Annotated in this window: 28 protein-coding genes and 2 pseudogenes; 21 read left to right on the plus strand and 9 right to left on the minus strand. The window is 62.6% G+C overall.

All coding sequences use genetic code 11. The features are described 5' to 3' along the window. Positions 1–13: 13 nt before the first annotated feature. The 8 genes and pseudogenes from NKI47_RS22305 (at position 14) to NKI47_RS22340 (ending at position 6,893) form a co-directional block, all read left to right on the plus strand. Positions 14–1,117 (plus strand): CgeB family protein, encoded by a 1,104-nt coding sequence (locus NKI47_RS22305; protein ID WP_352457422.1) that lies wholly within the window; start codon positions 14–16, stop codon positions 1,115–1,117. Beyond that, positions 1,117–1,917, plus strand: coding sequence for a nucleotidyltransferase family protein (locus NKI47_RS22310; protein WP_352593695.1), 801 nt, complete (start codon positions 1,117–1,119; stop codon positions 1,915–1,917). Before NKI47_RS22305 ends, NKI47_RS22310 begins: the two co-directional genes overlap by 1 nt. Before the next feature lie 2 nt (positions 1,918–1,919). Beyond that, a complete protein-coding gene (locus tag NKI47_RS22315; protein ID WP_352593697.1) occupies positions 1,920–2,681 on the plus strand; it encodes a TIGR04290 family methyltransferase in 762 nt (253 codons plus the stop codon). Beyond that, positions 2,674–3,606 (plus strand): glycoside hydrolase 5 family protein, encoded by a 933-nt coding sequence (locus NKI47_RS22320; RefSeq protein WP_352593699.1) that lies wholly within the window; start codon positions 2,674–2,676, stop codon positions 3,604–3,606. Before NKI47_RS22315 ends, NKI47_RS22320 begins: the two co-directional genes overlap by 8 nt. Positions 3,607–3,626: 20 nt before the next feature. Then, positions 3,627–4,691 (plus strand): glycosyltransferase family 4 protein, encoded by a 1,065-nt coding sequence (locus NKI47_RS22325; protein ID WP_352593701.1) that lies wholly within the window; start codon positions 3,627–3,629, stop codon positions 4,689–4,691. A 7-nt stretch (positions 4,692–4,698) separates the two neighbouring features. Continuing rightward, positions 4,699–5,688, plus strand: coding sequence for a GNAT family N-acetyltransferase (locus tag NKI47_RS22330; protein ID WP_031211613.1), 990 nt, complete (start codon positions 4,699–4,701; stop codon positions 5,686–5,688). Positions 5,689–5,747: 59 nt separating this feature from the next. Next, positions 5,748–6,449 (plus strand): annotated as a pseudogene (locus tag NKI47_RS22335) (class I SAM-dependent methyltransferase); the annotation flags it as partial. A gap of 225 nt (positions 6,450–6,674) precedes the next feature. After that, the gene (locus NKI47_RS22340) at positions 6,675–6,893 is read left to right on the plus strand and encodes a hypothetical protein (protein WP_023676213.1); all 219 of its coding nucleotides are present in this window, start codon (positions 6,675–6,677) and stop codon (positions 6,891–6,893) included. A 189-nt stretch (positions 6,894–7,082) separates the two neighbouring features. On the opposite strand, the gene NKI47_RS22345 is transcribed toward NKI47_RS22340, so the two are convergent. Both NKI47_RS22345 and NKI47_RS22350 read right to left on the minus strand, forming a co-directional pair. Beyond that, positions 7,083–7,211 (minus strand): hypothetical protein, encoded by a 129-nt coding sequence (locus NKI47_RS22345; protein WP_280952093.1) that lies wholly within the window; start codon positions 7,209–7,211, stop codon positions 7,083–7,085. Positions 7,212–7,261: 50 nt separating this feature from the next. Further along, entirely contained in the window at positions 7,262–7,825 is a 564-nt protein-coding gene (locus NKI47_RS22350) for a sigma-70 family RNA polymerase sigma factor (RefSeq protein WP_023676143.1), read from the minus strand. Between the two features lie 312 nt (positions 7,826–8,137). On the opposite strand from NKI47_RS22350, the gene NKI47_RS22355 reads away from it, so the two are divergent. The 3 genes from NKI47_RS22355 to NKI47_RS22365 all read left to right on the plus strand — a co-directional run bounded on the left by NKI47_RS22355 (position 8,138) and on the right by NKI47_RS22365 (position 9,129). Continuing rightward, positions 8,138–8,341 carry a hypothetical protein gene (locus tag NKI47_RS22355; RefSeq protein WP_023676144.1) on the plus strand — a complete coding sequence of 68 codons (204 nt, stop codon included), beginning with the start codon at positions 8,138–8,140 and terminating at the stop codon, positions 8,339–8,341. 124 nt (positions 8,342–8,465) lie between these two features. After that, positions 8,466–8,759: a DUF982 domain-containing protein gene (locus NKI47_RS22360; protein WP_023676145.1), complete on the plus strand. Its 294-nt coding sequence runs from the start codon at positions 8,466–8,468 to the stop codon at positions 8,757–8,759. Positions 8,760–8,829: 70 nt separating this feature from the next. Next, on the plus strand, positions 8,830–9,129 hold the full coding sequence (locus NKI47_RS22365; protein WP_023676146.1) for a DUF982 domain-containing protein: 300 nt from the start codon (positions 8,830–8,832) through the stop codon (positions 9,127–9,129). A 32-nt stretch (positions 9,130–9,161) separates the two neighbouring features. Here the strand turns inward: NKI47_RS22365 and NKI47_RS22370 are convergent, their stop codons facing one another. Then, positions 9,162–9,656 (minus strand): hypothetical protein, encoded by a 495-nt coding sequence (locus NKI47_RS22370; RefSeq protein ID WP_023676147.1) that lies wholly within the window; start codon positions 9,654–9,656, stop codon positions 9,162–9,164. A gap of 434 nt (positions 9,657–10,090) precedes the next feature. Further along, positions 10,091–10,921 carry an SIR2 family NAD-dependent protein deacylase gene (locus NKI47_RS22375; protein WP_502897040.1) on the minus strand — a complete coding sequence of 277 codons (831 nt, stop codon included), beginning with the start codon at positions 10,919–10,921 and terminating at the stop codon, positions 10,091–10,093. 322 nt (positions 10,922–11,243) lie between these two features. On the opposite strand from NKI47_RS22375, the gene NKI47_RS22380 reads away from it, so the two are divergent. From NKI47_RS22380 to NKI47_RS22425, 10 genes and pseudogenes are all read left to right on the plus strand, one after another. Beyond that, a complete protein-coding gene (locus NKI47_RS22380) occupies positions 11,244–13,046 on the plus strand; it encodes a methanol/ethanol family PQQ-dependent dehydrogenase (protein ID WP_352593703.1) in 1,803 nt (600 codons plus the stop codon). Beyond that, positions 13,027–13,890 carry a substrate-binding domain-containing protein gene (locus NKI47_RS22385; protein WP_352593704.1) on the plus strand — a complete coding sequence of 288 codons (864 nt, stop codon included), beginning with the start codon at positions 13,027–13,029 and terminating at the stop codon, positions 13,888–13,890. Before NKI47_RS22380 ends, NKI47_RS22385 begins: the two co-directional genes overlap by 20 nt. 1 nt (position 13,891) lies before the next feature. Further along, positions 13,892–14,425, plus strand: a complete 534-nt coding sequence (locus NKI47_RS22390) for a c-type cytochrome (protein WP_352593705.1) — start codon at positions 13,892–13,894, stop codon at positions 14,423–14,425. Between the two features lie 38 nt (positions 14,426–14,463). Then, positions 14,464–15,438 carry a cytochrome c oxidase subunit II gene (gene coxB / locus NKI47_RS22395; RefSeq protein ID WP_352502165.1) on the plus strand — a complete coding sequence of 325 codons (975 nt, stop codon included), beginning with the start codon at positions 14,464–14,466 and terminating at the stop codon, positions 15,436–15,438. Continuing rightward, a complete protein-coding gene (gene ctaD, locus NKI47_RS22400; protein ID WP_352593706.1) occupies positions 15,435–17,411 on the plus strand; it encodes a cytochrome c oxidase subunit I in 1,977 nt (658 codons plus the stop codon). Before coxB ends, ctaD begins: the two co-directional genes overlap by 4 nt. After that, a complete protein-coding gene (locus tag NKI47_RS22405; RefSeq protein WP_352593707.1) occupies positions 17,408–18,013 on the plus strand; it encodes a cytochrome c oxidase subunit 3 in 606 nt (201 codons plus the stop codon). Before ctaD ends, NKI47_RS22405 begins: the two co-directional genes overlap by 4 nt. 1 nt (position 18,014) lies before the next feature. Further along, positions 18,015–18,356 carry a hypothetical protein gene (locus tag NKI47_RS22410; protein WP_352593708.1) on the plus strand — a complete coding sequence of 114 codons (342 nt, stop codon included), beginning with the start codon at positions 18,015–18,017 and terminating at the stop codon, positions 18,354–18,356. After that, a complete protein-coding gene (locus tag NKI47_RS22415; RefSeq protein WP_352593709.1) occupies positions 18,353–19,237 on the plus strand; it encodes a cytochrome c oxidase assembly protein in 885 nt (294 codons plus the stop codon). Before NKI47_RS22410 ends, NKI47_RS22415 begins: the two co-directional genes overlap by 4 nt. Positions 19,238–19,436: 199 nt before the next feature. Continuing rightward, positions 19,437–19,631: pseudogene (locus NKI47_RS35190) on the plus strand (c-type cytochrome); the annotation flags it as partial. 107 nt (positions 19,632–19,738) lie between these two features. Beyond that, a complete protein-coding gene (locus NKI47_RS22425; protein WP_352593746.1) occupies positions 19,739–20,260 on the plus strand; it encodes a ferritin-like domain-containing protein in 522 nt (173 codons plus the stop codon). Positions 20,261–20,555: 295 nt separating this feature from the next. Here the strand turns inward: NKI47_RS22425 and NKI47_RS22430 are convergent, their stop codons facing one another. The 5 genes from NKI47_RS22430 to NKI47_RS22450 all read right to left on the minus strand — a co-directional run bounded on the left by NKI47_RS22430 (position 20,556) and on the right by NKI47_RS22450 (position 24,630). Further along, positions 20,556–21,485: a hypothetical protein gene (locus NKI47_RS22430; protein ID WP_352593711.1), complete on the minus strand. Its 930-nt coding sequence runs from the start codon at positions 21,483–21,485 to the stop codon at positions 20,556–20,558. Then, on the minus strand, positions 21,482–21,877 hold the full coding sequence (locus NKI47_RS22435) for a phage holin family protein (RefSeq protein ID WP_352593712.1): 396 nt from the start codon (positions 21,875–21,877) through the stop codon (positions 21,482–21,484). The genes NKI47_RS22430 and NKI47_RS22435 overlap by 4 nt, the downstream gene beginning before the upstream one ends. Beyond that, positions 21,874–22,512, minus strand: coding sequence for a hypothetical protein (locus tag NKI47_RS22440; RefSeq protein ID WP_352593713.1), 639 nt, complete (start codon positions 22,510–22,512; stop codon positions 21,874–21,876). The genes NKI47_RS22435 and NKI47_RS22440 overlap by 4 nt, the downstream gene beginning before the upstream one ends. A gap of 358 nt (positions 22,513–22,870) precedes the next feature. Beyond that, on the minus strand, positions 22,871–23,344 hold the full coding sequence (locus tag NKI47_RS22445; protein ID WP_352593714.1) for a DUF2269 family protein: 474 nt from the start codon (positions 23,342–23,344) through the stop codon (positions 22,871–22,873). Beyond that, positions 23,344–24,630 carry an SDR family oxidoreductase gene (locus NKI47_RS22450; RefSeq protein WP_352593715.1) on the minus strand — a complete coding sequence of 429 codons (1,287 nt, stop codon included), beginning with the start codon at positions 24,628–24,630 and terminating at the stop codon, positions 23,344–23,346. Before NKI47_RS22450 ends, NKI47_RS22445 begins: the two co-directional genes overlap by 1 nt. Positions 24,631–24,657: the final 27 nt, after the last annotated feature.

Raw genomic sequence — 24,657 nt, forward strand, 5'->3', positions numbered from 1 at the left:
GAGGAATTGCCGGATGCGCATGGTCATTTTCGGTCTTACCGTGACATCGTCGTGGGGCAATGGGCACGCCACGCTGTGGCGCGGATTGATCCGGGCGATGGCCGGGCTGGGCTGGTCTATCACCTTCTTCGAACGCAACACTCCCTATTATGCCGGGACGCGCGACCTCGACCAGTTGGATGGCGGCAACCTCGTCCTTTATCAGGATTGGGAGGACATCCAGCGCGTTGCCGAGCAGGCGATGAATGAGGCCGATGTGGTCATCGTCACCTCCTATTGCCCCGATGCCGTGAGCGCGTCGCGCCTTGCCCACCAGGCCTGTCGCGGGCTGAAGGTGTTCTACGATCTGGATACGCCGGTGACGCTGGCGCGGATCGAACAGGGTGAGCCTCCGGCCTATTTCGGGCCGGAAGGGCTTCGCGATTTCGATCTCGTGCTGAGCTACACGGGAGGAACCGCGATCGACGCATTGAGGTCGATGCTGGGTGCGCGCCGCGTCATGCCGCTCTACGGCCATGTCGATCCAGAGCGACACCGGCCCGCCCCGCCCAGGCCGGAGTTTGCCGGCGACCTTTCCTATCTCGGGACCTATGCGGCAGACCGCCAGGCCGGGGTCGAGAGGCTGCTGGTCAGTCCGGCTGCGCGCCTGCCGGAGCGCCGCTTCATCATTGGCGGCGCACAATATCCGCAGGAATTCCCGTGGAGCGACAATATTTTCTTCGTCCGGCATCTGCCGCCGGCCGACCACCCCGCCTTCTTTTCATCATCACGGCTGACCCTGAACGTGACCCGCGAGGCGATGGCCGAAAGGGGCTGGTGTCCTTCCGGCCGGCTGTTCGAAGCCGCCGCTTGCGGTGCCGCGATGGTGAGCGACACATGGCCGGGACTGGAGGCCTTTTTCCGGCCCGGCGAAGAGATCGTCGTGGCGAACAGCACCGACGACGTGGTCGCCGCGCTCGACCTGTCCGACGCCGAGCTTGACGCTATCCGCCGCCGAGCGCGCGAGCGGGTGCTGGACGAACACACCTCGGCGCGGCGCGCGAAGGAATTCGACCGCATCCTGTCCGATGCACTGCACGGCTCCACGCATGGCGAGCCGTTGAAGGAGGCAGTTTGATGTTGGGCATCGTGCCCGCAGCCGGACGGGGAAGCCGCATCCAGCCGCTCGGCTTTTCGAAGGAGCTTCTGCCGGTCGGCAGCCGCATCGACGGCAACACCGAGCGGCCTTGCGCGGTCAGCGAATACCTGGTGCGCCGCATGGTGCGCGCGGGGGCCGACAAGATCTGCTTCGTCATCGGCTCGGGTAAGTCGGATATCCTCGAATATTATTCTGCCGGCTATGCCGACGCGACTGCGCTGTTTGTGGTGCAGCCCTCTCCGGTCGGCCTTTGCGACGCCATCTTCCGTGCCGCACCGCTCGTCACAGCCGATGAGACCGTTCTGGTCGGGTTGCCCGATACGATCTGGTTTCCCGAAGACGGCTTCCTGGCCCTCCCGGACGACGGCCTGTCCTTCCTGCTGTTTCCGGTGGACCAGCCGGAGTTCTTCGATGCCGTCGTTGTCGACCAGGACGACCGGGTGAAGCAAATCCAGGTCAAGCAGCAGAATGCCCAATCGAACTGGATCTGGGGTGCGTTCAAGATGCCCGGCCGCACCCTTCACCAGCTCGCCGCGCTGTGGCGGGAACGGGACCGGTGCGACGAATATATCGGCACGCTGGTCAATGCCTATCTCGCCGCCGGAGGCGATGCCTATGGCATCAAGGCTGGCACCGCCTATGTCGACGTCGGCACCTTCAACGGCTACCGCACCGCACTTCGCCTGCTTGAAAGCGCCGCCGGTACCAAGGACGACCAAGTCGCCATTACGCTGCCCGGCCACCAGCACGTCCCTGTCCTCGCAGGCGAAGGAGGCTAGCCATGCTGCATTCCGATGCCGAAATCCGCCGCCGTATCGATGCGCTCGGCCCATGGTTCCACAATATGGAACTGGCCGGCATCGAAACCGCTCCCGACCATTTCCTCGGCAACTATCCGCTGATCAAATGGCGCAAATTCGCCGACGCGATTCCCACCGATCTTTCCGGCAAGGCGGTGCTCGACATAGGCTGCAATGCGGGTTTCTATTCGATCGAGATGAAACGCCGCGGCGCCGGTCGCGTGCTTGGCATCGATTTCGATGAGGCTTACCTGGCGCAGGCGCGCTTTGCCGCGGAGGTAGCAGACTGCGACATCGAATTCCGGCAGCTCTCGGTCTACGACGTCGGCGCCCTGCATGAGCGGTTCGACATCGTGCTGTTCATGGGCGTGCTCTACCATTTGCGCCATCCCTTGCTCGCACTCGATCTGATCCGGGAGCACGTCGCCCGGGACCTGATGATCTTCCAGTCGATGCAGCGCGGCAGCACCAACGTGCCGGCGCTCGAGCAGAATTATCATTTCTGGACCCACGACCTGTTCGACCGGCCGGAGTTCCCAAAGCTGCATTTCATCGAGCATCGCTATGCCGACGACCCGACCAACTGGTGGATTCCCAATCGCGCTTGCACCGAAGCCATGCTGCGCAGCGCCGGCTTCGAGATCGTCCTGCAACCGGAGCAGGAGGTCTATTTCTGCCGCACCGCCGACGTGCCGGCCGGTGGCGGCGTCGTCTACCCGTCGAAAGGACAAATAAATGATTGAAGCCGCGATGATCTGGAACGAGCCCAACAACAAATCCCACTGGGATCCCGAGCTCGACCCCGACTGGAGCCGCTTCGCCAACATGGCAATCCTGGCCGCCGACGCGATCGCGTCGGAGAATCCGGCCTTGACCAAGGTCCTTGGCGGCATCTCGCCGATCGATGCCGGTTTCATGACACGGATGAAGGAGTTCGACGTGCTCGATCATGTCGATGCTGTCGCCGTGCACGGTTTCCCGCTCGACTGGAACCTCTGGCAGATCCACGAATGGCCGCAGAAGATCGGGGAGATTTCGGCTGTCACCGATCTTCCGGTATGGGTCAGCGAGGTCGGCGTGTCGACCTTCGGCGCCGAGGAGGTACAGGTCTGGGGCCTGCGCCGGACCGCGGAATTGCTGATCGGCAACGCACCGCGCATCCAATGGTACAGCCTCTACGACCTGCCGCGCGAGTGGGAAGCGACGACGCGCCATCGCGAGGCGGAAGGCTCGTCTTACTACCGCCATTTCTACATGGGCCTGCTCCGCCAGGACGGCACGCCAAAGCCCGCGCTCGAGGAGTTCCTGCACCACACGCCGGCAATGGGACTGGTGCAGTGGTTCCATTTCGAAGATCACCGGCTGGACGACGCCGTTGCCTGGATGAAACGCCTCGGCGTCACCAATCTGCGCACCGGGCTTTCCTGGGCCGACAGTTTCAGGCCCAACGCACTTGACTGGTTCGACAGGCAGATGGAGGCGTTGGCCGACTTCGACGTGACGGTCACCTTCTGCTTCACGCCGGAACACCGCGGAATGATGCCGCACCACAGCAGTCCGCCGCTGGTGCCGGAGGAATTCGCCGACTTCTGCGCGGCAATGACGCGCCGATATGCCGGCAGCATCGCTGCCCCTTCGGTCGGCAGGCTGCGCGCCTCCGCAGCGTGAGGAGCTTCGGCTCTCCAGCCATGACGCTCACCGTCCTCAACGTCGCCTATCCCCTCGCCCCGGTCGGGCCGGATGCGGTCGGTGGTGCCGAGCAGGTGCTGTCGATGCTCGACCAGGCGCTCGTACAGGCCGGACACCGCTCGATCGTGATCGGCTGCCAGGGCTCGAGCGCTGCGGGTGTCCTCATCGAGACGCCGGCCGAACCGGGCGTGCTCGATGAAGCGGCGAAGCGCCGGGCACAGCGTGCTCATCGCGCCGCAATTGCTACCGCACGCGCTCGCTGGCCAATCGACGTGGTCCATTTGCACGGTATCGATTTCGATGCCTATCTGCCGGGCGACGGGCCGACATTGGTGACCCTGCATTTGCCGCTCGACTGGTATCCGGCCGACGCTCTCAATCCGGCGCGGGAGGATCTGTGGCTGCATGCGGTATCGGCGGCTCAGCAAAGAACCGCGCCGCCGGGAGCCAGGCTGATCGGGCCGATTCCCAACGGAGTGGACGTCGACGCGCTGAGCGAACCGCAGGCCAAACACGACTTTGCGCTCGTGCTCAGCCGCGTCTGCCCGGAAAAGGGCATCCATCTGGCGCTGGACGCAGCCAAGAAGGCCAGAGTGCCGCTGGTCATCGGTGGCAAGGTCTATCCCTACGAAACGCACACAGCGTATTTTCGCGACGAGGTCGAACCCCGGCTGGACGACCGGCGCCGCTTCCTTGGTCCGCTCGGCTTTGTCGCCAAGCGGCGCCTGCTGAACACAGCCCGCTGCCTAGTCATCCCGAGCCTTGCCGCGGAAACCAGTTCGCTCGTCGCCATGGAGGCGCTCGCCTGCGGCACCCCCGTGGTGGCCTTCCCGAATGGCGCACTGCCGGATGTGATCGAGCACGGCAAGACCGGGTATCTGGTCGGGGATGTCGACGAGATGGCCGAAGCCATCGCTGCCGCACCCAGCCTGGACCCCGAGACCTGCCGAGCCGAGGCGCGGCGGCGCTTTTCACTCGACCGCATGGTTTCCTCCTACATGGACGCCTATCGGGCGCTGGCACGGCTCGGCACAGACAGCGGGCAGCTCGCGACGGCAAAGTGAGCGCGACATGCTCCGCAGTGAGATCATCGACGATCCGGCGGACCTCGAAGCCCTCGAGCCGCACTGGTGGGAACTCTGGTCGCGCAGTCCCTCGGCGACGCCGTTCCAGTCTCCCGCATGGTTGCTGCCATGGTGGCGGACATTTGCTCCCGGCGAGCTAGCGACGGTCGCCATCTGGCGTGGCGACGATCTGGTCGGCCTGGCGCCACTCTATCTGGAACGCCACGACGCCGGCGCGCGATTGCTTCCGCTCGGCATTTCGTTGAGCGACTATCTGGATGTCCTTTGTCTTCCCGAGATCGCCGAACCGGTCGGCGCAGTCATCGGTGGCGCCGTTCTTTCCGTCGGCTGGTCACAGTGGATCTTGCAGGACCTGCCTCCCGGCGGCGCCGGCCTTGCCATCAGGCATGCCGCGCTCGAATCATGCCAAGCCGTCGGTCACGCCGCTTGCCCGGTGCTCGCCCTCGCCGGCGACCAGACGCTTCAAGGCTGTGTTCCGGCGCGGCGGAGGCGCCAATTGCGCCGCGCCCACAGGGCCGCGTCGAGACGCGGCAGTGTCTCCATCGAACCCGCTTTGTCCGATCCGCAGACATTCCTCGACCACCTGATCCGCCTTCACCGCGCGCGCTGGGCCGGACACGGCGACGGCGTTCTGTCCGATTCCCGCGTGGAAGCATTCCACCGTCAGGCGCTGCCGCAGCTGGTCGCACAGGTGCTTGCCCGATGCTGGCTTATCACGATCGGTAACGCGATCGTGGGCGCCTATTACGGGTTCCATCATCGTGGCCGCGCTTGCGCTTATCTCGGTGGCTTCGATCCGGCCTATGCCGAGGAAAGTCCCGGCGCGCTGCTCATCGGCCAAGCGATAAGGCAGGCGATCTGCGAAGGCGCGGAAGAGTTCGATTTTCTGCGCGGACAAGAGGCCTACAAGTACAGCTGGGGCGCCGTAGACCGGTGGACGATGCGCAAGATCTGGACGCGGAGCAAAGGGCGATGAGCGCGACCCAGCCGGAATCTCGGCGGTCGACATCAGCAAGGCGGGTGCTGGAGGAGTGCATGGCAGACGGTGCCGGCGTCGAAGCCGTCATCGCAAGGCTGGCTCTCCGTTTCGAGACAGGAATCGATGCTGCAGAATTGGCGAAGATTGCGCAAAACACGCACTCGGCTGACCCGCGAAACACGGCAAAACTGCAACGGATTGCGGACCTGCTTCGGCGCAGGCCCGAGATCTTCGCCACGCTGCGCAAAACAGGTGGTGCCGTTCGGCACGAGCGTGGCGAGGACGAGACCGACGATGCGGTCGTCAAGCGGCTGGCGGCCGGGTTTGACGCGGCGGCGGCGATCTCCCCGGCGGCAAGCGTCCAGCTGTCATCGCTGGGCAATGAGGAAAAGCTCTCTGCCGCTACGGCTGAGATCGTTGCATGGCTGGAGAGGCGAGGCTTTACCGGCACTGACCGCGACATACTGGATATCGGCTGTGGTATCGGTCGGTTCGAACAGGCGCTCTCCGCTCTGTCGCACCGGATCGTTGGCAGCGATATATCCCCAGCGATGATCTCGATCGCCCGCCGGCGATGCGCCGGGCTCGGCAATGTAGAATTCCGCCCTGCGCGCGGTTTCGATCTTGCCGATTTTTGCGATGCCAGCTTCGACCGCGTGCTGGCCGTCGACAGCTTTCCCTATCTGGTGCTGGCCGGCCTTGCGGAGCGACATTTCGTGGAAATCGCGCGCGTGCTGAAGAGGCCGGGCATGGCCGCGCTTTTGAATTATTCATATCGCGGATCGCCGGCGCTGGATCGCGCCGATGTCCATAACTTCGCCAACGCAAATGGCATGCAAGTCCTCGTCGACGGCGAAAAGCCGTTCCGGCACTGGGACGGCGATGCCTTCCTGCTTACGATTTCCGGCGGAACATTGCGGCCCAACGCTGGTTCGGATGCCGAACGGGAAAAGCCGCTATTCGACAGTATGAAGGAGAACAAGATGGCGTCCGGCAGCAAGAAGCACATCGGTCGCGGCAGTCACGGCAAAGGCGCTGGCGCTGGCGCGATGACCGATCTTCCCAAGGACAAGATCGGAGAGAACGCCGTTCTGTCCAACAGAGACAAGAAGCAGCACACCAAGGAGCGTGGGCTCGACGGCAATCGGGTCAAGTCCGAGCAGTACCAGGATCATTCAGCGGATCGGCGGCCTGAAGACTGATCGTTGCGGCAGCATGCGAGCTTGCAGCCGGTGAGCAATTGAAAGGCGGCGAGAGCCCAACCGCTGACGAAGCTGTGCAAGGACCGATGCCGGTCGCATGGACGCCCTGCAAATTCTTGCAAACTCGCACTGTTGCCACCAGAGTGAAGTGAAGGGACCAACATTTGCCAAGAGAACGCGATGTCTCGCTCAAGGGAAGATTCCGTCAGCACGCGTGCCGATCTGACGATAGACCGGGAAATCGCTTCCTTGCTTGCGGCCATCGAACAGGAAAGGGTTCCTGACAGGCTGACCAAACTTGCGATCGAGTTGCAGCATGCGCTTATCGAAAGGCGCTTGCGCGAAACCAGTAACTAACGTGACGTGTATTAGCGGCGCCTCTCGGCTTCGAAGTCCAGTTGTCCTTCGGACAGATAGCTGCGCCTTTCCATCAGGGTTTGCGAGGAACTTTCGCCAAGGTATTCCAGCACGCCGGCGCGTGCCCTGTTGAGCCGGCTCTTCACGGTTCCCACCGCGCAACCGCATATTTCGGCCGTTTCCTCATAGCTGATGCCCAGAACGCCTATCAACATCAGAACCTCGCGCTGGTGCTCAGGAAGGCTTTGGATGGCCTGGTGGACTTCCTTGCCCTGTACGGACCATTCCTGCGTCGCTTCCGAGATCGGCCGCAGCGAAGCGCAGTCGAGCAGGCCGGGCGCTTCCCTCACCGCGGCCCTGACACGCGTGTAGTAGGTGTTGCGCATGATCGTGAAGAGCCATGACTTCATGCGCGTTCCAGCTTCGAACTTGTCAATGTTGGCCAAGCCCTTGGTCAGCGTCTCCTGGACCAGGTCGTCGGCATCATCGGGAGTGCGGCAGAAGGTGCGGGCGAAAGCCCTCAAAGCGGGTATGAGGTCGACGATGGAAACTTCTTCGGTTTCGCGAGTCGCCAAGGCGTAGGCTGTAGGTGGCAATGGTCCAGCTCCCGTCCAGAATGAGTTCGTGAGCGCAGACCAGTTAAATGCATTGGGCGAAAGATCGTTCCGGCTGGCGAAAATCACCCGGATCGGGAACCGGAGCGGCTTGGCTGGGCAACCCAGCCGGCGGTGATATTTTTGACGGAACAACCACCGGTATCGCGGAGTTGGAATCCAGGCCGTCCGAAAATCCGGGGCGCCGCCATTGGCGTGTCGAAACGCGATTTTCGCAGCGAGCCTGGGCCGCCACCTCAAGGACAGTCCGCCACCTCAAAACAGGAGGAACCCATGACAGGAAACAAGCACGCCAAAGGCAAAACGCCGGCCGATAGCGACCTTGCCAACGATCCCGGCATCGGCAGTTCCAAGGGCACGATCAAGGAGGGCGACCGGCTCGATCAGGGCGACAACACGTTCGAAGGCGATGTCGAGAACGACACCACGCCTCAAGGCGGTATCAATCCCCGGCAAAAGATGCGGACCAACAAATGACGCCAGCATCGGCCGGCGCACGATCGAACAACCCGCTGCAACCCGTGCAGCAATCCCGCGTTAAAGAGCATGGGCCTCGCGTCCGCCCAGCGTTGATGCGACAGGCTCTTTCGCGGAGACACAGATGACAAAAAAATCGTTTGGCCGCCCCGTTCCAATTCTCGTCGGCCTTGGTTTCCCTCGCCATGTCGAAAATATCTGGCAGGCCTATGACGTCTTGAACGAATGGCCGAGTCGCGGCCCGGCGCACAAGGCGGCGTTCGACGCCTGTCGCGCCGGGCTGGCTGACGAGGTCGATGCCGAGACCGTGCGCGCGGCGTTCGAAGCATTCGCCCGCAAGGCGGGCATTCTGGCGCACGATGTCGCCGCCGAAATACCAGCAGGCACCAATCCCACTGCGGTTCGCGACGTCGGCTAAAATGCCCAGCAGGCCATGTGACCTGCTGAGGCTAATTTATATCAAGGGTGGTTAAATCGGGAGGACCGCCATGCTGGAGATAAAGTTCGATGCTCCGGTTTGCATCTACTTCGGCAAGCCGGGACGATCGCGAATGGTCAGCTCCGTTTTCGAGGCTTCTTACTGCCTCAAAAGCGAGAAATGGCCTGCCCGCAATGCCCCGTTGTCGCTGATGGCGGGAGATGCATTGGATGGCGCCCAGATCGGCCAGATTACGGCAGCGGAAGCCCGCGAAGCATTTATCGACGCGGCTTTGGAAGCGAAGATTCTTGTCGAAGGCGAGCCGCATGACACACATGCCCGGACGGCCTTCATGCCGGACGGCGGGTGAACCGGCAGGCTGCTTCCCCGCAGAGCCGTTTATCACGAATGGCTGGCTTCCTCGGCCTTTTTCTCCCGCTGCTGCCTGAGGACCTCGTCGGTTCCGACCAGCTTCTTCGATCCGCCGGGGATCGCGGTGGAAACAACAGCCGGCGGGTCGCTTGCGGGGAAAGAATCCTCCAGACCCGCCTGCAGCTGGTCTTCCAGCGTCTGCGGCTCTTCCGAGCGGCCAGGGGTCCTTCGGGTGTCTACATTCTCCAGCGGCTGTGTCATGTCCGGTGAAGACCTGACTTCTCGAATCCAGCCATAGAGCTGTTCGATGGCAAATTCCTTCATTGTGTCGAAATCGGCCTTTTCGTCACGCGATGCCTCGATTTGGTCAACCATGGTCTTCTCGAACCGTTCGAGGCTCTCGCTTCCACACGCTCGGCAGAGACGCACCAGCGCCTCGCGCAGTATGAGCGGCGCAAAGTGCGCTGTCGCCTCGAGCCTGAGCTGCTGCAAACGCTCCGGGGTAGCGGCTTGGAACTTCGACATGCTCGACCTCTTCGCCTAGTGGAGCATGTCAACGAAAATTGTCGGCGGATGTTCCATCGGCGGCCGCTGCATCGCTCGATCCTCAGCGGTGCGCTCCACCACCGACTGCCATGCGGATACCGAGACAGACGACGAAGCAGCTGTGCCGGATGACCGTCCGGCCGCCCGCTATGTAGAACCCATGCGGCCACTTCGGCCCGGGTTCGCCAGATGCCTTGGTGCCATCGTTGGACCTGCCGGCATTTCGCATCATCTTGAGTGCTTCGTCCCTGGTCAGGCCGCACCTGCGGGCAAAACAATCGATCTCATAGGCAACTCGGCCGACAGGTCGTGTTTGGCATGCATTTTTCGCTGGTGTTTGCGTGCGCCCATTCAGACTCGGTCCCGGATCAGCCGGTTCCCAGCGCCTGGCCAATCCGTTTCGGCAAGTTTTCTCACGCGCCGTCTGGCCGGCCGACCTTGTCCTTGAGTTCGTTCAGGAATGCGAGCAGCGCGTCCTCAGGATCGTCGGCCTCTTCGGTCAGCATTTCGATGCCCCAGTGGCCGAGAACAGCCTCCTGGACGATGCTCGGCTGCGACATGAAGATAAAGGATTTCGGGCGGCTCTTCTCGTAGCCCGACCGCCGCCAGGTCTGCCAAAGCCTGTGCAATAGCAGACGGATGTTCATATCAGACATGCTGTAGCCGATGAACAGGATGGTGCGCCCAAGCGCGTCGGCGCGAAACTTCGCGTCGAGCGGCGAATCGAACGAAAGCCGGTCGAAATAATCGGTCTCCGCCAGGACCAGCGATTTGTCGTCGTCGAAATCGCCGTGGAATTTGATGATCTGCGTCACCTCGCCGGTCGTCTTGGGCAAGTCCTTTGCATTGGCCACCTTCACAAAGGGCCGGCCATGGATCTCGAAGGCTACCTCGAGGTTGCGATCATAATTGGTGGTGTAGATGATCGGAAAATCGAGCGATACGATGAGCTTGTGGATTGCCGACCGCTGCACTTCTTCCCGCGAGACGCTCCATTCACGATCCATCCAACTGCGCAAAGGGCCGAGGCTCCCCTGCTTCAGCCGGTAGTATTCGGCAAGGGCCTGATAGCTGGCCTCCGGTGCGCCGATCATGTCCTCGTGAAGGCCGAGCTCGTTTTGCATGTGCTCGATGAGCTTTTGCCAGGACGGCAAGCCGACGCTCATCGACACCCCGGCTCCAACGAACAAGATAGCTCGTCGCTCTTTCACCGATTGAGCCAGTTGCTCGACTGCAGACAGCATTCGACACAACTGCGATAGGTGCCGCTCCGTTCCAGCCGAGCCAGGACCACTGCCGGAATAGAATTACTTCCGACTTGAGTGCGGACACTCGGATCGGCTGTCCCGAGCGCCCGGCCCCCGACTTTTGGCCAACCGAATCCGACATTTATTTCGTTGCATTTGGCACTTCTGCGCCGCTCACGCGTTGGAGAGTGTTCAACAAACACGGCGCAGCTGCAGCTAATGGAGCTCTGCGCCAACGTCGGCAACTCGACAGCAAATGAGGCAAGCGCGACTGGTGGCGGCGAAAAATAGGGTGCCTGGCAAAAGGGGAAAGAGGCCAATGGCTGCAATACTGGGATGGAGGCTGCTGGCGGGGTTTGCACTGATAACCGCGGCGGTTGCTCAGCCAGCATCAAGCCCTGCGATAAATCCGCCGGCCGCAGCTGCTCCGCCCGACGACGGCCAGTGGGCGATGCCGGCAAAGAACTACGCCTCCACCCGCTACAGCGAACTTGCGGAGATCACCGAAGACAACGTCAAAAACCTGCAGGTGGCCTTCACCTTCTCGACCGGCGTCAACAAGGGCCAGGAGGCTGCGCCCTTGGTCGTCGGCAACACGATGTACATCGTGACGCCGTTTCCCAACATCCTCTATGCGCTTGACCTTACCAAGCCCGGCGCGCCGATGAAGTGGAAGTTTGAGCCCAATCCCGAGCCCGCGGCGCAGGGCGTTGCCTGTTGCGACGTGGTCAACCGCGGTGCAGCCTTCTTCGACGGGCGCATCTATTTCAACACGCTCGACGGCCATGCCATCGCCGTCGATGCGGCCACCGGCAAACCGGTCTGGAACACCCATATCGGCAACATCAATATCGGCGAGACCATCACCATGGCGCCGCTGGTGGTGAAGGGCAAAGTGCTGGTTGGCAATTCCGGCGGCGAAATGGGCGTACGCGGCTGGATCAAGGCCCTCGACGCCGGCGACGGGCACGTCGTCTGGACGGCCCACAATACCGGCCCGGACGCCGAGGTGCTGATCGGCCCCGATTTCAAGCCGCATTACGACATGGACAAGGGCAAGGATCTCGGCGTGACGTCGTGGCCGCCCGACGCCTGGAAGATCGGCGGCGGCAATGTATGGGGCTGGATCTCCTATGACCCGGACCTCAACCTGATCTTCCATGGCACCGGAAATCCCGGTCCGTGGAACCCGGATCTGCGACCTGGCGACAACAAATGGACCGCCGGCATCTTTGCCCGCGATCCCGACACAGGCGCAGCCAAATGGTTCTATCAGTGGACCCCGCACGATTTGCACGATTACGACGGCATCAACGAGCAGGTGCTGCTGGACATGACCTGGCAGGGCAAGCCCCGCAAGGTGCTGGTGCGGCCGGAACGCAACGGCTACGTCTATTTGTTGGACCGCACCACGGGCGAGGTCCTGTCGGCAGTGCCGTTCGGGCCTGTCAATTCCAGCAAGGGCGTCGACCTGAAGACCGGCCGGCTGATTGTAAATCCGGACAAGAAGACCGGCACCGGCAAGGTCGTCCGCGACATCTGTCCCACCGCATCTGGCCTCAAGGACTGGCAACCTTCGGCGTTCTCGCCAAAGACCGGCCTGCTCTACATTCCGCACAATAACATGTGCATGGACGAAGAAGGCGTCGAGGTGAATTACATCGCCGGCACGCCCTATGTCGGCATGAACGTGCGAATGATTCCCGGGCCGGGCGGCAATCGCGGTGCTTTCACCGCCTGGGATGTCGCCGCCGCCAAGCCGGCGTGGAGCCTGAAGGAGAATTTTCCGGTGTGGAGCGGCGCCGTCGCCACCGCCGGCAACGTCGTGTTCTATGGCACTATGGAAGGCTGGTTCAAGGCGGTCAGCGCCAGGACCGGCGAACTGCTTTGGCAGTTCAAGACGTCGTCCGGCATCATCGGCCAGCCGATCACCTATCGCGGCCCGGACGGGCACCAATATGTCGCGATTCTTTCGGGCGTCGGTGGCTGGGCCGGCGCGATCGTATCCGGCGATCTCGACCCGCGCGACGCCACCGCCGCGCTCGGCTTCGTCAACGTCATGAAGGATCTGAAGGATGTAACCACGCCGGGAGGTACGCTGTATGTGTTCCGGCTGCCTTGAGACGATCGGCCGAGTTGCGGGGCCACGGAGAACGCGTTCGCGGCGGTTAGCCGTCGCGGTTGGCGCACTGGCACTCTCGCTCGTTGCCGCCGTTGCCAATGCGCGCGAGTTGAGGATCTGCGCCGATCCCAACAACATGCCGTTCTCCAATGCCGCCAGGCAGGGCTTTGAAAACAAGATCGCCGAACTCATCGCCCGGGAGCTTGGTGCGACTGTTTCCTACACGTGGTGGGCACAGCGGCGCGGCTTCGTCCGCAACACGTTGAAAGCTGGCTTGTGCGATCTTGTGCCCGGCACGCCCGCCAATCTCGAGATGCTGCGCACCACCGCGCCCTACTACCGGTCTTCTTATGTGTTCGTGACACGCCAAGATGTGCCCGAAATCACGTCCTTCAACGATCCTCGCCTGCGCGATCTGCACATCGGCGTCCAGCTGATAGGCGACGATGGCGCCAACTCGCCCCCCGTCCAGGCGCTTGGCCGTCGTGGCATCGTCGGCCATCTCATCGGTTTCCCCGTCTATGGCGACTATTCGGCGCCGAACCCGCCAGCACGCATCATTGAGGCGGTCGCGAATGGCGACATCGATATGGCCGTCGTCTGGGGACCGTTGGCCGGCTACTTTGCAGCCAGGCAGAAGGTGGCGCTGCGGATCACGCCGGTTTCGCCGCGCGTGGACGGCCCGCAACTGCCGATGATCTTCGACATCTCGATGGGCGTGCGCCGTGGCGACGATACGCTGCGCAGCGAGGTGAACGCCGCCCTGACCAGACACCGCGCCGAGATCGACGCGATCCTGGCGACCTACCAGGTGCCCCGCCTCGATCCTGTCGGAGCGCCTTGAAATGAAGCGCGGTCTTCCCTTGCTGGTGTTCGCGATCCTCGCGGTTTCCGGGTGCCAGCGTGAGGAACGCGACACGCGTCCACAGTCGGCGTTCGGCTCGGGCGACCAACCGGCAGCCGTGACGGCCCTCGAGCCGGGCGGCCAACGGCCGGCCTCGTCCGATACCAAGGCCGGCGTGTTCGAGGCCAACGCCTTCCACCTCAGCGAGGGCAAGCGTCTGTTCAACTGGTTCAACTGTTCCGGTTGCCATGCCAATGGCGGTGGCGGCATGGGCCCGGCCCTTATGGACAAGAAGTGGCTCTATGGCAGCTCGATCGAAAGCATCCACGCCACGATCAGGGACGGTCGGCCAAACGGCATGCCGAGCTTCCGCGACAAGATCCCGGACGACCAGATCTGGGAGCTTGCCGCCTTCGTCCGCGCGTTGAGCGGCAACGCGCCAAAATCCGCTGCGCCGAGCCGCGACGACGACATGATGCCCCATCCATCCGAAAATCGCCTGCCGGATGCCGCGACTCTGGGGAAGTCGCCGTGAACCGCCTTGTTTGCAGGGTGTGCTGCGGCGCAGCCTGCATGCTGCTCCTTGCAGGATGCAGCGGCTGGCAATCGGCGCTCGACCCAAAAGGCCCGGCCGCGGGTGAGCTTGCGTGGCTGATCTGGTTCTTCACCGCGCTGTGCACGGTGGTCTGGCTTCTAGTGCTGGCTGTGCTGATCATGCCATTGGCCCGGCGCGCGGCGCCGCTCGGCGATCCGCTTGTACTCGACGCTGCCGCCGAGCGCAGCAAGATGCGAATTGTCGTCGCCGCACTCGCCGCTACCGCCCTGATCCTGGTAGGCCTGACCCTGCTGAGCTACTTCGCCAACCGGACGCTCGCTGCTATCGGCTCGGATGCGGCGCTGACGATCCGGGTGACCGGGCATCAATGGTGGTGGGAGGTGCGCTACGAAAATGATCAGCCGAACCGCATTCTGACGACCGCCAATGAAATCCACATCCCGGCGGGCGAGCCGGTGCGGCTTGTAGTGACCTCGACCGACGTTATCCATTCCTTCTGGGTCCCGAACCTCTCGGGCAAGCTGGACCTCATTCCAGGCCACGAGAACGTTCTCGATCTGAAGGCGGACAAACCCGGCGTCTATCGCGGCCAGTGCGCCGAGTTCTGTGGCGCGCAGCATGCCAATATGAGCACCTTCATCATCGCCGAACCTCGGCCTGTATTCGACGCCTGGCTGAACGATCAGCTGCGGCCGGCGGCCGCCCCCGTGTCGGCCGAGGCCAAAACCGGCCACGACCTGTTCCTCAAACGGCCATGCGTGATGTGCCACAAGATCGGCGGCACCATCGCCGGCGGTACGGTCGCTCCCGACCTTACACATATCGCAAGCCGGCGGACGCTCGCTGCCGGAACGCTGGCGATGAGCCGGGGCAATCTCGCAGCCTGGATAGCCGATCCGCAAGGGATCAAGCCAGGTGCCCACATGCCCGTGGTGGGACTGAACGGGGACGAGCTGAATGCAATCGTAGCCTATCTCGAGGGCTTGAAATGAGTAGCGCCGACCTGGCCCATGGGCGTGACCTCGCCCAGCAACGCGCCGCAGCACAAAAGGGTGACCTAGCTCCCGAACGCGACGGTCCTCGCGATACCGGCCTCGACGACGCCAGCCTTGACGGCTGGTTGGCGCGGACATGGCAGACGGCGCCAGGCATCATCGGTGCGCTCTCGAGCGTCGACCACAAAATTGTCGCGCGGCGCTACCTGATCACCGCTTTCGTCTTCCTGTGCCTCGGTGGCCTCAGCGCCGTTGCCATGCGCATCCAACTGTCGGGGCCGGAGCGTGGGCTGATCGGGCCCGACCGCTACAACCAGCTGTTCACCATGCATGGCGTGACCATGATGTTCCTGTTTGCAGTGCCGATCGTTCAGGCGACCGGCATCTACCTCGTGCCACTGATGGTCGGCACCCGCAACATCGCCTTTCCGCGCCTCAATGCATTCAGCTTCTGGATTTATCTCTCCGGTGGCCTCTTCGCTTGGGTGTCGTTTGCACTCGACATGGCGCCCGACGTCGGCTGGTTCTCCTACGTGCCGCTGTCCGGTCCTGAATTCGGGCCAGGCAAGCGTTCCGACGTGTGGGCGCAGATGATCACTTACACCGAAGTGTCATCGCTGGCGGTCGCGGTCGCCACCATCGTAACCGTGCTGAAGCAGCGTGCGCCGGGCATGTCGCTCGATAAGATTCCGCTCTACGTCTGGGCGATGCTGGTCACCTCTTTCGTAATCGTGTTCGCCATGCCAGCGGTCATGATCGCGTCGACGTTCCTGATCCTCGACCGGCTGGTCGGCACCCATATCTTCAACCCCGCCGAGGGTGGCGACGTACTGCTCTTCCAGCACCTGTTCTGGTTCTTCGGCCACCCCGAAGTCTACATCATTTTCCTCCCGGCTACCGGCATGGTGTCCTCGATCATCGCCGCTTTCGCCCGGCGTCCGGTATTCGGCTATCTGGGCATGGTACTGGCCTTGATTGCGGTCGGCTTTTTGTCGTTCGGCCTGTGGGTCCACCACATGTTCGCAACCGGCCTGCCGAAGCTCGGCGCGAGCTTCTTCACCGCCTCGAGCATGTTGATCGCCATCCCGAACGGGCTGCAGATCTTCTGCTGGCTGGCGACATTGTGGGACGGACGCCCGATAATCAGAACGCCGCTGCTGTTCGTGTTCGGCTTCTTCTTCACGTTCGTTGCGGGCGGCCTGACTGGCGTGATGCTGGCGTCGGTGCCATTGGACCTGCAAGTACACGACACCTATTTCGTGGTCGCGCATTTCCATTACGTGCTGATCGGCGGGTCGGTGTTCCCGCTGCTCGGCGCGACCTATTTCTGGTTCCCCAAGATCACCGGCCGGATGATGAGCGAACGTCTCGGACGCTGGCACTTCTGGCTTGCCTTCCTAGGCTTCAATGCGGCGTTCTTTCCGATGCACATTGTCGGCCTGTGGGGCATGCCGCGGCGGGTCTACACCTATCCGGTGGAACTCGGCTGGGGCAACATCAACCTGTTCATCACAGCCGGCGCGGTCATCCTGTTCCTAAGCTTCGTTCTGTTCACTACAAACCTGGTGTACAGCGCCTCGAGGGGCGCCCCGGCCGGGGACAATCCCTGGAATGCCGGCACGCTGGAATGGGCGACGAGCTCTCCACCGCCGAGCTATAATTTCGCCCGGATTCCGGTGGTTACCCACTCCAAGCCGCTCTGGGCCGAACACGACGCGCTGCCGGTTGCGACCGGGCTTCGCGTCGACGTTCGCGAACTTGTTGTTTCGACGGTGGCAGAGGCGCATGCCGATGTACGCGAGAAGTCGGCGACGCCATCGATCTGGCCATTGTTCGCCGCGCTCGCGATCGGCGCCACCTTTCTTTATTCGATTTTCAGCCCGTGGGCGGTGATTTGGGGGGCCGGACCGATCGCCGTCACTCTGATCGGCTGGTTCTGGCCAAAAGGCGATCCGGAGGATGAGGAATGAAACAGCGCCCGTTCGCGGACATTTCCGAACTCCCGACCTTCGGGCTCGGACCACGCAGCCCGACCTGGTGGGGCACCCTCGCCTTCATGGCGCTCGAGGGCATCGGTTTCGCGCTCGCCGCAGGCGCCTATCTTTACCTTGCCTATCTGTCGCCCGAATGGCCATTGGGCGTGCCGCCGCCCAACCATTGGCCGGGCACCATCGTCACGCTGTTGCTGCTCGCCAGCGTGGTGCCCAATCACATACTGAACCGCTACGCCGAAGCCTGTGCCATGGTGCCTGTGCGCATCGGCCTGATCGTCATGTCGCTGCTCGGTATTGCACCGCTTGTCGTGCGGTGGTTCGAATTTCCGGCCCTCAACATTTATTGGGATACCAATGCGTACGGCTCAATGCTGTGGGTGCTGCTCGGCCTTCACACAACGCATCTGATTACCGACGTCGGCGACACGCTGGTGCTGACAGTCCTGATGTTCACGCGCCATGGCTATAGCGGCCGGCGTTTCGGGGACGTTGGCGACAACGTCTTCTACTGGGATTTCGTGGTCGCGACCTGGATCCCGATGTATCTGTTGATCTACTGGATGCCGAGGCTTGACTGAGATGCGTGCGCTTCGCTTGGGCACATCATGGGGCGGGCTGTTGTCCGGGCCTTTGGCCTGGGCGGTGTCGACGCAGCTGAATTATGCGTTCGTGGAGTGGCAGTGCGCTCATGGCATTCCCGTCATACCGGTCATTGCGCTGGTGCTGACAGTGCTGGCCTTGCTCGGCGGCGTGCTGTCGTGGCGGGCGCGCCAGCAAGGCGGCGCCGCCTTTAAACCGGATCGTACGCGCGCCACCGAGGATTTCGTCGCCAATATCGGCATTCTCAGCGCGGTGCTGTTTGCGCTGGTGATCGTCATGCAAGGCGCCGCCTCGCTCATTCTTGACGGCTGCTTGCGATGAGCTTCGACGCGCTCTTCTCGACCTCGATCTGCTACGGTGCCGGCGCCCCGCAGGCCGGCTGGACGCTGGCGTTGCCGATCACGCTGCCGCTAACCGTGGTCGCAGTGCTTTACGCGGCAGGCGCCTTTCGGCTGTGGCGGCGGAGCGCCCGCAGCCGGCCGTTGCGACTGCGGCAGGCCGTGCTGTTCGCGGCCGGCTGGGCCATTTTGGCGGCAGCACTGGTCAGTCCGCTCCATGCATTGGGTGAGCGCGTCTTCACCGCCCACATGATCGAGCACGAGCTGTTGATGGCGGTGGCGGCACCCCTGCTGGTCGCCTCCTGCCCGGCGGCGGCGCTGATGTGGGCGTTGCCGATCAGGCTGCGGCTGGCATTTGGCGCAGCCGGGCACGCGAAGGTGCTTCGAACCATTTGGACCGCCGTCAGCCGCCCTGCAGCCGCGACCTTCTTGCACGGCGTCGCGATTTGGGCGTGGCACGTTCCGGCGCTGTTCGAGGCGGCGCTTGCACAGAGTGTCCTGCATTATGCGCAACATGCCAGCTTCTTCGGTACGGGGCTGCTGTTCTGGTGGGTACTGCTGCCGCGTTCAGGCCGCGAACAAGCCTATGGCAGCGCGGTCATGCACCTTTTCTTCACCTCGCTGCACACCGGCCTGCTCGGGGTGCTGCTGCTGGTCTCGCCAAGGCTGTGGTTTCCGGTAAACGCAGCAGGCGCGGAATTGTGGAACCTTAGCCCGCTCGAGGACCAGCAGCTCGCCGGTCTGGTGATGTGGGTTCCGGCCGGCTTGATTTATGGCGGGGCCGCGTTGCTGCTGGCCGGCCTGTGGATTCGCTCGAGCAGCCGAAAGGACCGGGAGGCGTCGCATGCGCTTCACGCTGTCTAAAGCCGTAATTGGCGCTGCGGTTATTGTCGTGCTCGTTGCAGCCTTGGCCGGGATCTCGTTGTACTTCGAGCAAAGCCGTCGGGTCGAGCAGAAGGCCGACAATGCGACCGGCGGTGTCAGCGCCCGCGCTATACCGATCATGATGGCCAATGGCTGCGCCGGTTGCCACACCATCACCGGCGTTCCCGGTGCGCAAGGGTTAGTCGGTCCACGCCTCGACGCAAGCCTGCCCACCCGGGTCTATGTCGGCGGCGTCTTGCGCAATAGGCCGGAGAACCTGATTCGGTGGATCCGTGGGGCAAGGGAGATCAATCCGCATACGGCAATGCCTTCGACCAGGATTTCTGAGCAGGAGGCGCGGGACGTCGCTGCCTACCTCTACTCGCTGAAATGACTTTGTTGCAGCATTTCTTGAAGAGCAGGGTTGGCTGCAACATCTCGCCAGGAACAAATCGGCAAGGCCGAGGTTTGGTTCTACCGATCAAACCGCGAGGAAATGCTATGGACACTGATGTCAATTCCGAAACCCGCTCGATCTTCATTGTCGGGCTGCGCAATGCCCACGCCATGGAGAACCAAGCACTGTCGATCATGAAGCCTCAGGTCAAGCGGATCGAGAACTATCCGCAGGTCGCCGACCGCCTGCAGCAGCATATCACGGAGACCGAAGGGCAGATCGCCCGCCTGGAATCCATTCTGGATCGCCTCGGTGAGGACCATTCCACATTGAAGGATACGGCTATGTCGATGGTCGGCAGCATGGCCGCGATGGGACATTCCGTAGCCGGCGACGAAATCCTCAAGAACAGCTTCGCCAACTTTGCATTCGAAAATTACGAGATCGCGGCTTACAACTCATTGCTCGTGCTCGGGGAGGCCGGAGGGTTTAATCAGGCGATCAACTCTCTTCAGCAGAATCTCAGCGAAGAAGAGAAAATGGCCGACTGGTTGAAGCAGAACCTGCGCGGCGTCACCTTGCAATACGCCAGGCTGCGTGAGGCGGGAGAGACCGCCAAAAGTTAAGCCGCCCCGCCGCTGGCCGAGAGGAATTCCTGGCAACCACCCAGTCGAATTGACGGGGTGGTTGTTTTTTTATTGGACAGTGCTGCTAAGACTGCACGCCACGCCGTTGGCCAGACACGCTTCATGCAGCCCGAAGAACCGAACGGATTCAAGCGAAGAATCGGAACGGACCGGAGCGCCTCGGCTAATGACTTCAGCGCCGCGATCACATTTGTCTGCGGAAGGTTGCGCCGACTTCGATGTTCAACCGCGAGGCGACCCGCGGTTGGAATCGCCACGAACGACCGCAGCGCTATCACGTCGTTTCGGGAGACTCGTTCGATTTGGGAGCCTCGTCGGTCTCCGGCAAACGATCGCGAATGGCTTCCTCGGTTTTGCTTGCCGTCTTTTTCACGACTTTCTCGACGCGGTCGACCAACGTCTCGGCGTCGCCGCTGGAACCCTGTCGGTCAGCCTCTTCCTTTACAGTCTCATATGCTTCGGCGGCGACCTGCTTGGCTTGCTCCACGCCTTCTTCAAAGACTTCTTCGGCACTGTCACGAAGCTTGTCGCGGTAAGGGCCGAGTTGCGCGTCTTCCGCGGCGGTGTGAGGCAGCATCACGCCGATGGCTGTGCCCACGGCAAGGCCCACCGCGGCCATTGCCAGAGGTTCGCGCTGGAACAGGTCCTGCGCCGACTGCCGCACCCGGCCCGTCATATCGGTCGCGGCCGAGCCGACCTGCCCGGCTGTGCTTCTCAATCTTTCTTTGGCGCCGCTCGCAACGTCTGCCACAGCCTCAGTCGCACCGCCTGCCACGGACGCAGCCGAACGAGCGGCATCGGAGAGCATGGAGCCGGCGGAAGCTTCGCCCTCGGCACCGTACTCATCGCCGCGTGAGTCCTGCCAGGCCCCGCCCAAGCTCCGCTCGTCAGAGACGTTTCGGCTGCCGTCAGGTTCCCTGCCGGTCGAATAGGCACCAGGTGCTGAACTGTCTACCGAGGTGCCCTTGCCAAGCATCAGCCAGGCCAGGCCCGCGCCGACCAATGTAAGCGGCAACGGATTGTCCCTGACCTGAGTCTTAAGATTGCTGAGCATGGCGGATCCCTCGCCGCTGAACATCCCGGTGAATTCGTCGATCAGTTGGCCCGGTGTCATCTTGCTGCGGATCGAGTCTGCGGTATCTGCCACTCTGGCGCGCGCAATATCAGCATCGCGTTCCAACTCGGCTGCGGATTTGTCGGTCATCTTATCTGTTCCTTGATCACGCGTGCGTCGCGTTTAAGTTGGTCTTGTGTCCGGTCGGGGGTCAACTCTGAGGGAGCCATGCTTGCCTTGCCGGAGCGCAAGAGTATGACGCCCAGTACTCCCACCACGACGCCGACGAGCAGCGAGGACCATCCGGCTCCCAGCCCGGCGCTCGCCAAGGCAATCACCAGCGCCTGCAAAAGCACCATCAGGGCGGCGAGCAGGCAAATGGCGCCTCCCATTACCTCCACGGCGCCGGCGCCGGCCTTGCTTACCTTTTCCGACATTTCAGCCCGCAACAGCCTGCTTTCGGTTTGAAGCAGTGTTGTGACCTGCTGTGCCAGATCGCTGACAAGGGTTGTCAGGCTGCGAGTGTCCTGATTGTCAGTCATGGGTTTCGCTCCAGGCTTGCATTGGCCCAGTCATCGCCGGACTGATCGGATCCTAGCGGGGCCGGCTCAACTGCCTCTACCGATCGCCATCCCGACTCATTCGAGCTAGGACCCGTCTCGGGCGCCCGGCCTGTTCCCGACTGGCCCGGTGCTCCGGTTTGGGCAGAGGGTGGCGAGCTCTTGATGAACCGCCCCAACGCCAGGCCTGCCAATACCGAACCGGCGATCAGCGCCCCCGAGTTTTCACGGCCGAACGACTGAATTTCGCCAAGCACCTCGTCGAACGGTTTATCCTTCAGGGACGAGGAAAGCCGCTCGAGCCCGCCTGCGGCGTCAAGGGCGAATTTCGAAGCGGTCCGTTGATCATTATTGGCAAGATGCTCGCTTGCCGCGCGCAATGCGCCGCCGAAGGCCTTGAGATTGGCGCTCACGTCGCGCTGCGTTCCCTCAGCCTTGTTGAACAACGCTTGCTTTGCTTCCGATGCGTAATCTCCGGCTTTCCTGGTGATCTCGTCACGCGCATCGTGGAGCGCTTCCGTCGCGGTCTGCTTTTCCCGTTGTAGTCTTTCTGAAAGCTCGCTTCTGGCGGTCTCGAAATCGGCCGTCTGACGGCCCTGATCGTCCTGGTCCTGCATGGTGTCTCCTAGTGGAATCCGAGGAAGGAGAGGATTGCAAGCACGACGACGACAAGGCCGATGAGATAAATAACACTGTTCATGGCGCAATCTCCTCCACTGCGCACCGAACTTGCCTGTGCTTCCCGTGTTCCCTCAGACGTCATCTTTTTTGGTAAGCGAAGCCTAACCAGCCTCAAGACGGGATCTTGTCCTGTGCCGATGGCGGTGAGCGCGCGGTTGGAAATGATACGAGACCGGACTCCGGTGCGACTTACAGGTCGAGGCGCAGGTCCGCTCCGGCACATGGCGCTGCATGGGCCGGAATTTTTCCGTAGTGCTTTGACTGGGCATTATCGCAGTGGGACCTGCCTGCGACCTACCACTCGATCGCAGGCCGCGCGATCATCAGCCAGAAAATCCCGAGCACGGCAGCGAAGGCGGGGAAGCCGAAGGCGAACCACAGCCAGAAGAGCCTATGATAGCGCGGCGGCAACGGCGCGCCTGCAGCGGCGGCTTGCGATGCCAGCTTGCGCATCTGCATTTGCATCCAGACGACCGGGAGCCAGAACATTCCGGTGAAGATATAGAGCGCGATCGAAAGTACGATCCAGCCCTCCGACAGCGAGTAGCCTGCCTGCCAGGCGAGCGCGGCTCCGGTCAAAGGCTGCGCGACCACGGCCGTCGCGGTGAAAAGGAAGTCGGCGACGACGACGATACGCGCCACCGCCGCAACCGTCGCGGCATTGCCGGTCCTGTGGGCGAGCAGCATGAAGAAAGCGATACCGGCGCCGGTACCAAGCAGCACGGATGCGCCGATGACATGCAGAAATTTCAGCAGGAAATAGAGCATCAACGCTCCTCCAGCACTGCCAAGGCCACAAAGTGCAGCACCAGGATCGGCAACACCTTGAGCAACGGCCCAAGCGGGTCGTTCCACAGATCGGGGCTCAGGAAGCTTCCGACGACCAGGTAGAAGAGCGAGAGCGCGATGCCGCCATAGAGGCCTTTTCGCGTCGCTGGCCGCCAGGCTAGGAGCGCGCCGACGGCGATGTCGGCAAGAGCACCGGCTATCACGGTCGGCGCCGACAAGATGCCAGCCCCCGTGCTTTGCATCAGCTCGATGCCACCGTTATAGCCGGTGGTCAGCGTCACAATACCCGTCACGATCCAGAAGACGGGCAGGACGACGAAGATCGCAGGCTTGATGAAATACAGCCGGGCAAACCATTTTTCCTGCACCGTTGCCGGATTGAGCGCGAGGAAGCCCGCCAGGGTTTGCGGGCGTATGCCGGTCGCGGCGGTCCAGTCCGAGGGATCTCCAACCGCTCCTCGGGCGATCTCTCTGGCCGCGTTGGTGCGCATCGGTGGACGCCAGCCGAACATCGCGGCAAGGTCGCCGAGGCGGTAGAGAAGCCTTGCAACAGCCGCCGGCAAGACAAACCTGGCTGCAGGAGCCCAGCCGAGCCATCGGCGATAGCTGCCGACGACCTCGTCCATGCTCAGCTGTTCGGGACCGACAAGTTCCAACACGACGCGAGACGGACTGTCGGGATCGAGAAGGAAGACGACTGTTGAGACCACATCGTCGAGTAGTACCACCTGGAGCCGGCCGGTGCCGGGCATGGACGGCAGCACCGGCAGCGAGGCGAGACCCCTAAACAATGCGCTGGCCCCAAACACCGGCCGGCCGAGCACCACGGACGGGCGCAGGATCACCCAATCCAGATCAAGCGCCATAAGCGCTTGGTCGCCGGCCAGTTTCGTCGCCGAGAATGCCGAAGGCTGCGCCCGATCGACGCCTATCGCCGAGAAGTGGATTACCCGGGCAACCCCTGCCCGCGCACAGGCGAGGAAGAGTGCTGCCGCCGCATCGCGATGGACTTCGCGCGTCTTTTCGCCAGGGCTGTCCTGCAGGACGCCGGCACAATTCACGACGGCGTCGACACCCCTGAGATGCGGTAGCCAGTCTTCGGGCTGCAGCGCCGCCGCCATGTCCAGCACCAGCAATTGATAATTGCCGGCCCGGCTTGCGCCGGGGCTGCGGACCAATCCGATCACCTCATGCCTTTCGGAAAGAAGGCGTGCCACGACGGAGGCACCGATCAGGCCGGTGGCGCCGGTAACCAGGACTTTCACTGGACCCCATTCTCCGACGGCGGGAAA

Origin of the sequence: Mesorhizobium sp. M0633 (genome assembly GCF_040320645.1) — a bacterium.
Lineage (GTDB): Bacteria > Pseudomonadota > Alphaproteobacteria > Rhizobiales > Rhizobiaceae > Mesorhizobium.